Origin of the sequence: Methanolobus sp., assembly GCF_016278385.1 — an archaeon.
GTDB lineage: Archaea > Halobacteriota > Methanosarcinia > Methanosarcinales > Methanosarcinaceae > Methanolobus.
Map to the genome: position 1 here is coordinate 18,120 of NZ_JADQBY010000001.1, position 14,129 is coordinate 32,248.

Genomic DNA, 14,129 nt, shown 5'->3' on the forward strand with positions numbered 1-14,129 from the left:
TGGACACGAGGGAATATTGAAGACGTTTCAAATAAAAGTATCGACCCCAGCAATTGCTCTTCCGATTGCTGCGATAATTGGGTTTACATTCTGGTTCCAGAGTCGTAAGAAATAGAATAAAATAAGAATTAAAGACCGGCTCTATAAAACCTTTCAAACCAACAAAAAATCGAGAATATGTTAGCCATCATTACCAATTGCATCAACAGGACATTCATCTAGTGCACTTTCACAGTCGTGCGTTTCTTCATTATTTTCCGGCTGTTTGTAGACATATGCAGTTGATTCGTTATCATTCATCTTAAAATTGTTTGGTGCTGCAGTTGTGCATAGGCGACATCCAATACATTGATCATCTACATAAAATAATCCTGAAACATTTTCAGAAATTTTGTTTGTTTTATCTGCCATAATTAAACTCCTATTTTCACTATTTGCCATACAACAGGCATAATAAATCAACGATTAGTCTTTATTTATGAATATATATATGTTACATAACAATAAACAACTAAACGTTTTAATCAACAAGAGATCCAACGATTTCATAGCCTTCAAAAACCTCTTCTCCATGTGGAGATTCATCCATTAGCTCGGTAAGATCAAGACCACCCTCATGGTCATAGTGTTCTCCGTCTGCCCATGAACCACTCTCAGTTACATCATACACTTTCCCAAAACAGGCAATATATATTTCTTTGTTCTGTTTGCCATCATACTTTAAAAGTTCCTCTCTGTTGAATTTTCTCACAAATATCACACCCGTTTGTTCATCTTGTATTTTTTCTGATTAATGATTAAGGGGTTGAACAGATATATATTTCACCATATACCTTTCAATACATGATGGTCATACACCATATCGAAAACAATAATTGATCATTTCTATGCCCATTTTCATATATTAAATATATTCTTTCAATATTGTCAGAACCATTTTATATTCATCTAATAGTTCTGTAAACTTTATGGTTAGAATTTGCCGTGTCCACGTTTACAAAGAATATTAGTAAAACTGTTTTAACCACTATCATTTCAGTTGGTATTACTTAGACTCTGTAGAAATCCTCGATATTAAGAAGAACATCAACATTAACAATAATTTACTATGTACTGGTCAATGTCGATCAGATTCGGCAATTTTATCCAATTGATTGTGATTTTGAGAGGTATTCTACAGAGTCTATATAATTACTATTTTTGTCGGATAGAAAGACAATTCGCCTGTGTAGGTAAAACTTACTTTATATACTATTAAACATTTTTGGTTTCAATGTTGTGAAAATTTTTAAAGGATTTGTTTTTTTGGAGATAACTATAATCCCTCATTAAAGCGCAAAGCATCTAATCCGAACCTTTAAACCAGCTTCTTCAGCTTCTGTTTCTCGATTACAAATCCAGCAGTCTCCTCAACGTGTTTCTTCCTGAAATTGTTTTGCATTTTTAAGTAATACACTGCAATGAAAACCACCGATTGGCTCTTGTTACAATCATACTCCTTCATCACCTGGTGAGATAGGTTATCTCAAAATAGATTAATATCAATCATTATCACAACATTTAGTCAAAACTAATGAAAACTAAGTTGAAAGTTCATCCTTTGAGTTGAAAGTAAAATGACTGAAACATGTGTGACTTTTTTGTAAGTAATGCTCAAAAATCGTTATTAGAAGATAAAAATCTAAAGTTTTAAAGTGGGCCTAACCGGATTCGAACCGGTGGCCGCTCGGTTATGAGCCGAGCGCTCTAACCTGGCTAAGCTACAGGCCCAACGCGAAAAATATGAAGCGCCGCAAACAGGGCTCGAACCTGTGACATTCTGGTTAACAGCCAGACACTCTACCAACTGAGTTATTGCGGCTCTCGGCGTGGCGCTTAGGCGCGAATTCCTCTAATGCAGTTATTGCTTTTAAACCTTTTGATTGTAACGACCGTTCACCCCCATTTTCAGACATGTTCAAAACTCACATCATAATTATGAGTATTATATATGCTTTGATATATACGTTCCAGTAGAAACATAGGGGTGCAAATACACCACACGTATATATACAGTAACCAGGGATAGTTACATAGCTAATATTTTGAATAGTATCGAATGCATCAGACCTTCCGCATACTCAACATTATTGCCCGGATATAATGCTAATATGCTCCCCACAGCGCGGGCAGGCATGTCTGTCAGACACTTTATCCAGCTCAATGCTGAACATTCCTCTTTTAATAAGTAGCTCCCCACATTGAGGACAGAATGTATTCTCATACTCAGTTCCCGGAACGTTTCCCAGGTAAACATATTTCAGACCCTCTTCTTTTGCGATCTCATATGCCTTTTCAAGAGTTACCAATGGTGTGGATGAAATATCCTGCAGTTTATAATATGGATGGAACCGAGTAAAATGAACAGGAGTATCAGCACCAAGATTATCACGTATCCAAACTGACATTTCCCGAATTTCATCAGGAGAATCATTAAGAGTTGGTATAATGAGATTCACAACTTCAACATGTATACCCAATTTCCGTGCAAACTTTGCAGACTCAAGGACAGGAGTCAGCTTTGCACCCGTAATTTCCCTGTAGAACTCATCCGTAAACGCCTTAATATCAACCCTGAAAGCATCCAGGTACGGAGCTATCAGCTCCAATCCTTCTCTGGTGATGTACCCATTGGTCACATATACAGTCCCCAGCCCGGCTTCCTTTGCCAGTCTGGCACAGTCGTAAGTATACTCAAACCATATTGTTGGCTCATTATAGGTCCACGCAATGGATCTTGCTCCTGAAGCCAAAGCCTTTTGAACAGCTCTTTCTGCACTCATCTCAATGGCACTGGCCTGATCAATATCAATTTGAGATATAGTCCAATTCTGGCAATGCCTACATCTGAAATTACAGCCTATCGTCCCGAGTGAATAAACAAGCGAACCGGGATAAAAATGAAATAGTGGCTTTTTCTCTATAGGATCAAGTGCCTCGCTGGAAACAACATTGTAGTTAAGAGTATAAAGAATCCCATTCCTGTTTTCCCTCACAGCACAAAAGCCTCTTTTTCCAAGAGATATCCTGCACCTGTGACTGCAAAGTTTACACTGCACCTTTCCATCATCAAGTCGTTCATAAAGCATCGCTTCCCTTATCATTAAAAGCCCCAATAAAAATGTAACTTCATCATTGATGAACTTAAGCCTAAAAAGAGGCTGTTCAAAATACGAGGCCTGAACCGGTGCTCAGACCAACAAGTTCAATCTTGCATCAAAAAGAGTCTTTGCCACATTGAGCTTTATATCTTCCCCAGCATTCCCTTCAAGGTAAAATACAACTGCCGTCTCATTTGAAGTTACTGAATAATCCGCAGAATCAATACCTGCATCATTTGCTATTGTCTCCAAAAATGATGCCCACGAAGACGGATACGACGTTTCTAGAGTCATTGTCATATCTGTGAAAAGTATGCTCTCCCAATACAAGGAATCAGATCCGTTAGTCCTTAGATTCAGTTCTTCCACATCATTACTACTGATACTTTTTTTAGGACCATTTATATCTATGGCATTAATATTCATGGTAATATTGGTACCACTATCAGTTATTTCCATATCTATCGGGGGTGTAAGACGCATAAGTGAATAATTGCTTTGTGAAATGATTATGGATCCACCCTCATACACGTATTTCTGGTCGACGAAATAATTGTTGTTAGACATATAACTGACAGTTCCCAGATTAAGAAGTGCAGAATCACTATTGTAGTTAAGGCCCGGAGTTGTTGCTAGAATATGCATATTAAAAGTACCTTCATTTATTGCCAACCTTCCTCCGGACTTTCCCAGACTGAATACAGGTAAACTTCCGCCGCCCATTTTTATGGGTATGCCTACTGAAAGACTTGTGGAAGGTTCTATCCTTGCATACGCCGAGAGTATATCCACCTCATTTTTCATCTCTGCCATATCATAAAAAACATCATCCATGTGGGATTGTTCAGCGGCGGTTTTCCACTCCGGAATATACTGCACGTTTACAACAGTGATGATAGATACAAGTATACCAAGGGCAAGCACAGCAGAAACTACAGTTGAAATCGCACTTTCAGAAGACAACAGCCTTTTAGTCATCATTTTCATAATCCACCCTTATTTTATACCTGCTTTACGGATTTGTCCGTGTGTAGTAGTCTGCAATGTCTGATCCTGACAGGGTGACATTGTATATTTCTACCTCGTCAAGGTATCCTTGCATATAAAAATTATTGCTGCCGTCGTTCTGCCTGCCCATCCAGAGTTCATTGTTGTTCGAAATCAAAGGGACACCAGTCATAGAGTGAAATTCTACGAACGTGCCGTCCTTATAGAAATGTACATTCGTTTCGTCAACAGCCACACCTATCTGGTACCAAGTATTGGTCTGCAGGCCCATTCCAGTCGTCTGTACAAAATTTGAAGCACTGTTAGCCCATTCAAAATAGAGTTCTCCTCCACTGACAAAAAGTTCGAAATTATCCAGGTCATTAAGTCCTTTTCCAATTACTGTAGCATCATTATTTGTAGTCAGCCTCAGCCAGAACAAAATACTCATATTCTGATCAAAGTCAAGTGAATTGTCATCACTGACTCTAAGGTAGTCACTGTTGCCATCAAACATAATTGCAGTTCCGTTTATAGCGGTATTACTCCACTGTGCATTGACTAACTGTGCATCGTTCGTTCCGACGCTATCATAAGCAACTGAACCGAAATTCTCATTAAACTTCCATCTTGAAACAGGGATCTGAACATCTGTTGCTGGTGGTTCTGGCCCTATAACATAAGCCTCATAAAACTGCAAGATTTCGGAAGCATCAAGTGCACTGTCCCAAAGCCTTACCTCATCAATAGCCCCGTCAAAGTACGCAGACGGAGAACTGTCCCCCCACCTTCCCACAGACCATCTATCAGTACCGTTATTGAATGTGACCGCAGTAGTATGAGTTCCATTTATGATACCATCTAAATAGAGTTTCCTGTCAATGGAGGAATTGAATACCGCAACAAGATTATGCCATTCACCATCGTTGATACTATCTCCTGTTATAACTCTGTTGTTAGTGTTTCTCGCTATCAGCCTAACCTTTCCATTCGAACGCATATCGATTCCATAATATGAGTTTGGCAGACTCGGATCTGCAAGGTTAACTATAGCCTTGTTAGAACCAGAAGATTTCGTTTTTATCCATGCACTAATAGTGAATGGATAGTCATTGATAATTTGCTCATTGACCATAACATAATCATTAGTACCATCAAATTCCAGTGCACTTCCATTGATCCCCGTTGTCCATCCTGCCTGGAAAATATTCCCATCATATCCGCCAATAGAATCTATGGCAGTATTGCCTGAGTTCTCATTGAATTTCCACCATGAGAGATTTCCGTCCGTGGAGTATTCACCAGAACCGTATCCGGTACAAGAAGTCATTCCAAATTCATCTCCAAGAAGTGAAACGCTTTCAACAATAATCCTGGAATCAGTCTCCAAAAGTATCATACCTACATAATCATTTTCATTGATCGTTGTGTTCCACATGATATCCGTATCAATTCTCATCGCTTCCCCCAGATGCCAGCTATTGTCTCCGAATATCTGCATCAACTGGGATGATGATAGTTCCCTGCGCGTACCATTCAGGTTAAGAAGTATTTGCATATTGTTGAGATCAATATTTTCCCCGCCGGAATGCCTCAGGTAGATTGTATCAGAGCCAACATCCACCCAGCCATCGATGTTTGCATGCACTTTTTCATCTGTTCCAATGTAAGAGAACACAAACACAGCAATTACTGAAAATGCAAGTACAGCTATAGCTGTCATCAAGACCTCCCCTATAAGATCGGAAACCGCATTGTTGTCTTGAATGAATGCAGAGGTTCGTGTTTTCATTTTTGCCTCAAATTAATACCGTGAATAACAGATAAGATATAGACATCATCATAACAGAATGTTTGAGCCCTGACTGGATTGTCCCGCTTCCCATTTTGCCTGCAACCAGGCCGGAACAGAATCCCTGTATCATAGCAGCATGGAAAAATAACAATATATACGCATCAAGATCAAAATCAATCATTAAAGATGCCCCTGCAAATGCATTTTCTGTGGATTCCGGCATTGCCGGAAGAAAATAAGCCGCGAGTATATAAACAATGAAAAGGAAGACCATATACGAAATGTAGATGATGAAAACATAAACAAACATCTCTGCATTACGTTCTTTCTTAAGCTGCCTCTGTATATCAGCATCATGTGCTGCTATTGTCAGAACAGTTTTAATGTCACTGGTTGCTTCATTAGCTTTAATAATAAGAGTGATAATTCGCCTTGTCATCTCAGTACGAATTCTATATTCGAATTTCTTCAATGCATCGTCCAGTTTAGATCCCCACGAGATATCATTCACAAGACGTTTTACCTCGGAATGAAGTACTCCAATCCTTAACTGCATACTCATGACAATTGCGTCAACAAGAAGAATTCCGGCCTCATTTATACTTGCAAGATTATTAAGGAAATCTGGAATATTTGATTCAATCTGCTTTACTCTGTAAGTTCGCAGTTCATCGAATATAATAAAAGGGACCAACAGGATCAGCAGAATAATAAATATATGATCATCAATAGCATTCGCCGTCACTGCATTAAAATTGTTAAAGTAAAGAAGATCTGTAATACTTAGGTAATCTCCTATTGTAAAAATAGCATAAAATGCTGCCAGAGGAATCGTAATAAAAAATACATATGAAGGATGACCTATAAACAGACTTAAGGGATGCAGGACTTTGTCCATTGTTTTAATGATGATTGCATAATATCTTACGTATTTCCTTTTCTGTTCTTCATTTTTATCCCCTTCCTTTATGGGCACATGGGAAAAAGTATCCAGTTTTTTCTCCACCATATAATAGTCAGGTATTTTAGGATTATCATTAGTCAGTGAATTAAGAAGTATTAGGAAAATGACTGTTCCTATGGGAATCGCAATGTATACTATAAAGTCAAGAATACTTGCAGAACTCGGATTTACAAGTCCAAGCACCACAAGTATTGTAATAAGAAAAAGAGGACCTGCAACAAATGCTGAAATATATACTTCAGCCAGCACTCCAAGTGTTTCAAAGAATATCTTCTGTTCTTTAGTAGCTGTCAGTCGATATTGATCATTTTTTGCCTTGAGATAAGAACTAATATCTCCACCGCTGGTAACAATAGATGTAAGCCCGTCAAGAAAATCCTTGAATTTTTTGGAGGGGGTCCTTTGTCCTGCCCTGTTAATTGCATCTAAAAGATCGGTTCCGTAGTACTCCATGTCTTTTACAATGAATCCTATTTCTTCTGCAGATGCACCATAAATATAGTAGTTATCCGACAATGATTTCATTATGTCAATGAGATTCATTCCCCCACCACGACTCATTGCATAAAGATATGCAGTAGCATGTGGAAGAGAATGATTTATGAGAGTGCCTTTGACATTAGCCTGCACTTCAGGTATTGACATAAATATGTAGTAGGTAAGATACGCCGCTATTATGGAAAAAATAAAAGCCAAAAAAGCACTTACAAACAGATGAAAATGGGCTTCAATAAAGGGATAAACATAGTCAAAACCCAGCATATAAGGCCTTATATCACCTAAAAAGAAATATCCTGCAAATAATCCCGTAATGCCAGCCAAAAAAGCCATTAAAAGGGAAAGAAAGTAGATCTGGGCAATGTATTGTTCGATCAGGATACCCATACCTGCCTTTCTTATCATTGATCTCTGGTTTTCATATCTGCTAATATGTTTCCTTACATATTTACCAAAGATAAGATGCGCAGCAGAATCGATGATATCCATTTGACGTACACCTACAAGTTCTGTCCTATCATTATTTCCAGAGTGTCGTTTTCGACAGCTTCAAGAACATTTTCCGGGTTTGCATCATATGCCTGGACTACCAGAGATATCCGCACATAGTCTCGCATGTCCTTTTCACAGAGGTACTGAAGAACACGCTCTCTTTGATTCAGCTCATCCGAGAGTCTTTTCCTGTCCCAGCCTCTTGCAGTCATGACCTTATTGAGAGTATATGAATCCCCATTGCGAACATAACTGTCTATAAGTGGGTCCCACCTGTAGAGTTCATTAATACGTATGAATCCTGTCTTTGTGTCTATTCCCGTGAATTCCACAAGACTATGGGTTCTGCGCACTCTCTTATTGTCCACAATTGTCTGCACTTGTATGCTGAGTATATCCAGCGACTGAAGCATGACATGAGGTACATTCAATGGAGGACTGTCAAGCCTGTTAATAACTGTCTGCACATCACCTGCATGCATGGTAGAGTAAGTTGCATGGCCGGTGGAGATTGCCTGGAAAAGAGTCAGTGCCTCTTCACCCCTGACCTCTCCCACAAGTATGTATTCAGGTCTTTGTCTTAAAGCTGAACGCAATAAGTCATACATGGATATTTCCCCGATTGCATTAATATTAAGAGGTTTACGGGTGACACCTGCTATCCAGTTATCATGGTGCAATGTCAATTCCCGTGTATCCTCGATAGATACAACCTTGGATAGCGGTGGAATAAAAAGCGATACAGCATTAAGAAGTGAAGTTTTACCTGATGCCGTACCTCCTGCAAATATGGCACAATCTCCGTTTTCAATAGCCAACCAGAAATATGCCATCATTTCAACGTTGCATGTATTGAAATTGATAAGATCTATAGGAGTGATAGGATCTCCCCTGAACTTCCTGATTGTGAACGAACTCCCCCTTGTAGTTATCTCTGTTCCAAGGGTTGCCTGCAAACGGGAACCATCTGGAAGAGTGGCATCCACCATCGGCTCACCTATAGAAATATGTTTTCCACTTTTCTGACAGAGTTTTATTACAAGAGAATTAAGTTTTTCTTCCGCAAAGGAAATGTTTGTTTTTATATTACGGTATTTATTATGATACATGAAAACAGGGACATTTATACCATCACATGAAATATCCTCTATATTGGGATCAAGCATGAGTGAATTAATACGATCATGCCCCAGGTAATTGCGCTTCAGGTAATAAAGAATACGGAAAGTGGAAGGCATTTCAAGACTTGCATGATACCTGTTAAAAAGCGTAAGTGCATTTTCCATCAGGACTATTTCCTTATCCCTTGTTGTAGTCACACCACCAAGGCTCAGTATATCCTGCAGATCATCATATACTCTTTCAAGAATATCTTTCTCATATAGTGTTAGCATCGGTTCAGCAACATAATATTGGTATATATTACCTCTCTCAAGGATGGAAATAAATGAATAAGGCTCATTTACCCAATAACGCTCGACTTCCCTGAAACCTTCAGGAATTTCAAATTCAACAAGAGGACCATGTAACTCCAGATCATACTCAGGAAGCTTTGTACGTGGATGCCTTATGTGGTGAATTCCGTGTTTGATACTATCAATAAGGACAGATAATTTTGATAGCTCTTTGCCATCATTAGCAGATAGTTCACTAGTTGTTGTTTTTTCTGCATTTTTAATAACTGAACCAGATTCCATCATCGACTAATATATAATCCTATGTATATAAAAAACCTTTGATATTACATTATTATAATAAACAATAACCAGACACCGATAATCATTGTCTGAAATTAAAATAATCAAAAAAATAAGAATGAGAAAGCAGAATCCCAAAATCAGCCGATCACAGGAAACTTACCAAAATTCTTTTCATACCTTGCCATCATAACATCCCAGACAGGAAGATCTGTCTGACAACCAATGTTCTGAACAGCAAATGATGCAACTGTAGATCCTATTTTACCACAGGCATCCAGAGGATAATTGCGTGTGTATGCTAGCAGGAAACCTGCTCTGTAAGCATCACCCGCACCTGTAGGATCGAGTGCTTTTACAGGAACCACAGGGATCATAATCTCATTTCCATTGTTGTAAACCTTGCTGCCACTGGCATCATATGTAACAACAACTGTCTCGATCATATCCAGTATATCATCGAGTGACTTACCTGTCATGTCACAAACACGCTGTATCTCATGTTTGTTTGTAAAAAGAATATTGGTGTTCTCAAGGATGCTCTCAAGGTTTTCCTTAGAGTATGTCACAAGATCTTGTCCTGGATCAAAAGAAACGAATTTTGCCTTTTTAGCTATTCTTGCATTATAAGTTGAGTCTGAAGTTGCAAGATGCACAAAATCCACTTCTGGAGGTTCCAGTTCCTTTAACTTTGCAGATGCACCCCAGTGAAAATAGGTACTCTGCTGGTGGTCCCTATCAGTGAACACAAAGGCTCTGGTACTCTTCTCCCCAGAGAAACTGTAAAGCAAGGAAAGGTCTACACTGTACTTTTCAAGTTCTGCCTCATAACCTGATGAGGCAAAATCTCCACCTACCGCCGATATAAGCTGGGCATTGCCGCCAAGTATGGCAATAGCAATGGCAATATTTGCAGCTCCCCCCCCGTAATACTGGTTATAGTCGATAATAGGGTGCGACTCATTGTGAACCGCAATATTCTCCACATCAAAGAGCAGGTCTATAGCGGCATGTCCTACAACAGTGATCGTCCTATCCATGTCCGATACATCCTTTACTCGAATTCATCAACATCTACAACAGCAAGAGGAACATCCCTTAATGCTCTTCCAATTACGGATTTTGCAATTCTGGCTGCATGTTCCGAACTTTCTGCATCAAATACCTTCATCTCAAGGACAAGACCTACAATTGCAGTGTTTGCAGCAATGAATACACTGCTGAAAGGTTCTTCACATGCAGGACAGAATGTTGATCCTACATCAACTTCAACGTAATCGAGTTTGGGATTGAGGCGCTTTCCAGCCTCTGAAATTGCAACGCCTATTGCGTCATCTGCTGTTTTTACGTCTCTTACCAACCAGGCGGCTTCAAGTGTAACATGATAATTTGACATTAGATCTCTCCGATTTATACTTCATTTCTTCTTCAATTTTTAAGTGAATTTGTCTATAGTCTGCCTATATAGTAAATAACACATCGTCATCAACATCAAAAAGGCCAAGTCTTGCTCCTGCATCAAGCCACGCATGTCCGTAACTGAAACAGACAAGTGCATTGACAGGATCATCCGTTTCAATGAAGTGAAGACCATCATTATAGTACGAACTTGCCATATTATGATAGTCACCGGCGACTGTGTACATATGTGATTGAGGGATAGGAGCATATTTAGCTTTTTCGAGGGCTTCTCTTAATAGTCGCTCATATCTCTTAACTTTTTCATTCAGGTCAGCAGCCATAATACCCTCATTTACCTCAAAGTACACATGCTTAATCGTTTGTTCTACCAAATAACTTCTTGAAAAGCTTACCGCCACCTTCACTTTCACCTTCATTTCGAGGTACTCTTGAAGGTTTTCTCTTTGGAGGAGGAGTAAGACCTGGGCCAGCACCGGGTACATCCATAACTGGTACATCCATAACTGGTACATCTACCATGACATCGTGTTCCTGAACAATATCAGACGCAATAACCAGTGGCACTTCCCTTCGAACAGGAATAGGAACTGATGGTTCATGCTCCTCGGTCACCATCACAGGTGGTGGTGGAACTGTTACGGTCCTTGCAGCTTTAAGAACATTCACAGATTCACCGCCGTGTTTGGACTTTCTTACCCTGACATCTACAAGTACTGGCCTTTCAATTTCATTGCTTACCAGCATTGCAACACCAGGTGGAAGGCGCATGAGCTCCTCTTCCACATAGGACGTCACGCCTTCAAGACCCTTGCTTATAGCCTTAAGGTCATTTGGATTTGTGACTTTCATGATGACCTGAGTGCCACATTGTGAAAGTACGTTCTTATCTATCCTTGCAGGTCTCTGGGAAATCACCATCATACCAAGACCGAACTTTCTCCCTTCAGATGCTATGGTCCTGAGAATATCAGTACTTGTGGTCTTACTGAATCCTTTTTCTGGTGCATAGTTGTGGGCCTCTTCTACAACCAGCATACCCGGAGGAATGCGGTTAAGCTTACGTGCCTCAAAAAGACTTGAACACAGGCTTGCAACGATCATACTTTGCAGATCAGGTGCCACTCCTTTAAAATCAATTACAGATGCCTTTCCTTTCTGGAACAATTCCTCGATGGATGTAGGATTTGGAGACAGAATACCTGTATCCCTTATCTGTTCAAGGACATTGATCACATTCCATTTGGCTTTGCTTTTATCGTTACCGACTTCAAATATTATGTCCTCGATGGTGTATGTCTCCATCTCAGTACGCACTTTCTGTATAGCCTCGTACAATATTCCGGTATGTGTTGTAGAGAAGTTATCAGGGAAAATAGATGTCAGATCCTTAACCGTGAGATTCATTCCATTCAATCTGAAAAGTTCATCTGCATCCGGATTTAGTGACTTGCTTGCAGGTGTGTAGACCTTTACACTGGCCCCATAACCTTTTGCTTTTACTCCGAAACGTGAGAAATCTTCTGCACTTCCCTCTCCTTCAACTTTTAAAGATGAGTACTCACTATGTGGGTCTATAATAAGAAGTGGAATATTCTGATCAAGCAATTCTTCAAGCAGAACAGAAGCTGTATAAGATTTACCACTACCTGTCTTTGCAAGTATACTGCAGTGCTTCTGCACAAGACTGTTAACACTGAGCTGTACTTTAATACCCGTACCTTCAAGCAGACCGATGTTCATTTCGTTGCCTGTAAGTCCAAGTACTGTCCTTATTAGTCCTTCATCCGCTGCAAATATAGGACTTCCCGGACTGAACGGGATAACAGGTGCCCTGAGCATTCCGATTTCATCCCTTGAACCAATTATCATAATCTCGGCAACTATCTTATCATCACTTTTATCAACACGTTGACCTTTCATCGCTTCTTCAATGGAAAACGAATCGCTGTACCTCTTAATTGCCATTACCTGGCCAAGAACCCATGTGTGATCTTTTTCTTCTGTGGACGCATCATGCCAGACTTTGACATATGCACCCCTATACACTTTGGAACTATCAAAAACCATTACCTTAAATTCAAAGGTTCCTGTTTCTCCAAAAATTACACCTACTGAACCTCTTACCATTTTTCATCCCTCAAATACATATTCTTTAGTATTATGTTTATTATGTATTATTATATCTTCCCTCAGTCATCAAGTTCATCAAGAATTTGCTGAGGCGCACCTAACAACTTGACAAGAGCCTCTGCTTCAATAAAATGTAATGTTGCCGGAACCACCAGTATGTGTAAAGGTTCACCAAAATTCTCTTCCAGCAAAATATGTGCATACCCGGCTTTTACCACAGGTTCATCCGACCCCGCCCTGGCAATCCCTACAACAATGGCATTGTCCATGATACCTTCTCCCCGCCGGTCCTCAATCTCCAGAAGGAGACGGAGTGCTTGGTTAACGGTCATGTATCCCTTTTCCTTGTCGATGTCCAAGAAAATAAGGGTATGCATATTGTGTTCCTTGTTAAGCTTAATAGTATCATAAGGTGTTTCGGAGATTATAGTATTCCCACGACTGCTGGTGTAAGGGTGGGGAACAGTTGATGCTTTTCCAAAACGATAGTTCTGAAGTCCTGAAAGTCCACAGATGGCTGAAGCAATGGAAGCCCCGTGTATGAGCTTTGTTTCAATGCCTAGGTCTTTTGCACGAAGTCGAAGGTCAACATGGGTTGTGGAAACCATGGTGTCTCCGCCTGTCAGGAAAGCTACATTTTTTTCCTTTGCCTCAGCAAGCCAGTCGGGAGATATTTCTACATATTCCCTGGAAAGTATATGAACTGTTTTGCCATAGAGCTTTTCAAGTTCTTCTACAGTACTACCCATCAATCTGGATGTGTAGAATTCAGCAAATACCATATCAGCATTTTTTATAGCTTCAAGTCCTTTCAAAGAGATATCATTCTCATCGAAAAGGCCAAGTCCTATGAAAGTGAGCATAATCCGCACATATGTCTTTATGGCTTAAATGCTTTGAGAATGAAAACAGTGTGATACTAAGAGGAGATCAGACTCGTAATGTTTTTATAGAACCACACACAGTTAGTTTCACTCATATATTATACTGATAAATTACATTAC

At 39.6% G+C, this 14,129-nt stretch carries 12 protein-coding genes and 2 tRNA genes; all 14 read right to left on the reverse strand.

Annotation, left to right across the window (positions count from 1 at the left end; all coding sequences use genetic code 11):
- Positions 1-180: 180 nt before the first annotated feature.
- Positions 181-411, reverse strand: coding sequence for a ferredoxin (locus QZZ23_RS00110; RefSeq protein ID WP_292466164.1), 231 nt, complete (start codon positions 409-411; stop codon positions 181-183).
- A gap of 109 nt (positions 412-520) precedes the next feature.
- Entirely contained in the window at positions 521-751 is a 231-nt protein-coding gene (locus QZZ23_RS00115) for a cytochrome b5 domain-containing protein (RefSeq protein WP_292466165.1), read from the reverse strand.
- Positions 752-1,695: 944 nt separating this feature from the next.
- Positions 1,696-1,770 (reverse strand) — tRNA-Ile (locus QZZ23_RS00120).
- Between the two features lie 18 nt (positions 1,771-1,788).
- Positions 1,789-1,861: transfer RNA gene (locus QZZ23_RS00125), tRNA-Asn, on the reverse strand.
- A gap of 265 nt (positions 1,862-2,126) precedes the next feature.
- Entirely contained in the window at positions 2,127-3,143 is a 1,017-nt protein-coding gene (gene amrS, locus QZZ23_RS00130) for an AmmeMemoRadiSam system radical SAM enzyme (protein ID WP_292466166.1), read from the reverse strand.
- A gap of 87 nt (positions 3,144-3,230) precedes the next feature.
- Complete coding sequence (locus QZZ23_RS00135) at positions 3,231-4,121, reverse strand: hypothetical protein (protein WP_292466167.1); 891 nt, start codon at positions 4,119-4,121, stop codon at positions 3,231-3,233.
- A 31-nt stretch (positions 4,122-4,152) separates the two neighbouring features.
- Positions 4,153-5,919: a LamG-like jellyroll fold domain-containing protein gene (locus QZZ23_RS00140; protein WP_292466168.1), complete on the reverse strand. Its 1,767-nt coding sequence runs from the start codon at positions 5,917-5,919 to the stop codon at positions 4,153-4,155.
- Positions 5,920-5,926: 7 nt separating this feature from the next.
- Positions 5,927-7,873: a type II secretion system F family protein gene (locus QZZ23_RS00145; RefSeq protein ID WP_292466169.1), complete on the reverse strand. Its 1,947-nt coding sequence runs from the start codon at positions 7,871-7,873 to the stop codon at positions 5,927-5,929.
- Between the two features lie 11 nt (positions 7,874-7,884).
- Positions 7,885-9,576 (reverse strand): type II/IV secretion system ATPase subunit, encoded by a 1,692-nt coding sequence (locus QZZ23_RS00150; RefSeq protein ID WP_292466170.1) that lies wholly within the window; start codon positions 9,574-9,576, stop codon positions 7,885-7,887.
- A 137-nt stretch (positions 9,577-9,713) separates the two neighbouring features.
- Positions 9,714-10,613: a carbohydrate kinase family protein gene (locus QZZ23_RS00155; RefSeq protein WP_292466171.1), complete on the reverse strand. Its 900-nt coding sequence runs from the start codon at positions 10,611-10,613 to the stop codon at positions 9,714-9,716.
- 14 nt (positions 10,614-10,627) lie between these two features.
- The gene (locus QZZ23_RS00160) at positions 10,628-10,969 is read right to left on the reverse strand and encodes a DUF555 domain-containing protein (RefSeq protein WP_292466172.1); all 342 of its coding nucleotides are present in this window, start codon (positions 10,967-10,969) and stop codon (positions 10,628-10,630) included.
- Positions 10,970-11,033: 64 nt separating this feature from the next.
- The gene (locus tag QZZ23_RS00165) at positions 11,034-11,315 is read right to left on the reverse strand and encodes a DUF357 domain-containing protein (RefSeq protein WP_292466206.1); all 282 of its coding nucleotides are present in this window, start codon (positions 11,313-11,315) and stop codon (positions 11,034-11,036) included.
- A gap of 31 nt (positions 11,316-11,346) precedes the next feature.
- Positions 11,347-13,122 carry an ATP-binding protein gene (locus QZZ23_RS00170; RefSeq protein WP_292466173.1) on the reverse strand — a complete coding sequence of 592 codons (1,776 nt, stop codon included), beginning with the start codon at positions 13,120-13,122 and terminating at the stop codon, positions 11,347-11,349.
- A gap of 62 nt (positions 13,123-13,184) precedes the next feature.
- The gene (gene dph5 / locus QZZ23_RS00175) at positions 13,185-13,988 is read right to left on the reverse strand and encodes a diphthine synthase (protein WP_292466174.1); all 804 of its coding nucleotides are present in this window, start codon (positions 13,986-13,988) and stop codon (positions 13,185-13,187) included.
- Positions 13,989-14,129 lie beyond the last annotated feature (141 nt).

Excerpts from the sequence above, each read along its gene's own strand:
- dph5 (WP_292466174.1), bottom strand. The coding sequence starts at position 13,988 with ATGCTCACTTTCATAGGACTTGGCCTTTTCGATGAGAATGATATCTCT.
- QZZ23_RS00110 (WP_292466164.1), bottom strand. The coding sequence starts at position 411 with ATGGCAGATAAAACAAACAAAATTTCTGAAAATGTTTCAGGATTATTT.
- amrS (WP_292466166.1), bottom strand. The coding sequence starts at position 3,143 with ATGATAAGGGAAGCGATGCTTTATGAACGACTTGATGATGGAAAGGTG.
- QZZ23_RS00170 (WP_292466173.1), bottom strand. The coding sequence starts at position 13,122 with ATGGTAAGAGGTTCAGTAGGTGTAATTTTTGGAGAAACAGGAACCTTT.
- QZZ23_RS00160 (WP_292466172.1), bottom strand. The coding sequence starts at position 10,969 with ATGTCAAATTATCATGTTACACTTGAAGCCGCCTGGTTGGTAAGAGAC.
- QZZ23_RS00150 (WP_292466170.1), bottom strand. The coding sequence starts at position 9,576 with ATGATGGAATCTGGTTCAGTTATTAAAAATGCAGAAAAAACAACAACT.
- QZZ23_RS00155 (WP_292466171.1), bottom strand. The coding sequence starts at position 10,613 with ATGGATAGGACGATCACTGTTGTAGGACATGCCGCTATAGACCTGCTC.
- QZZ23_RS00135 (WP_292466167.1), bottom strand. The coding sequence starts at position 4,121 with ATGATGACTAAAAGGCTGTTGTCTTCTGAAAGTGCGATTTCAACTGTA.
- QZZ23_RS00140 (WP_292466168.1), bottom strand. The coding sequence starts at position 5,919 with ATGAAAACACGAACCTCTGCATTCATTCAAGACAACAATGCGGTTTCC.
- QZZ23_RS00165 (WP_292466206.1), bottom strand. The coding sequence starts at position 11,315 with ATGGCTGCTGACCTGAATGAAAAAGTTAAGAGATATGAGCGACTATTA.
- QZZ23_RS00145 (WP_292466169.1), bottom strand. The coding sequence starts at position 7,873 with ATGGATATCATCGATTCTGCTGCGCATCTTATCTTTGGTAAATATGTA.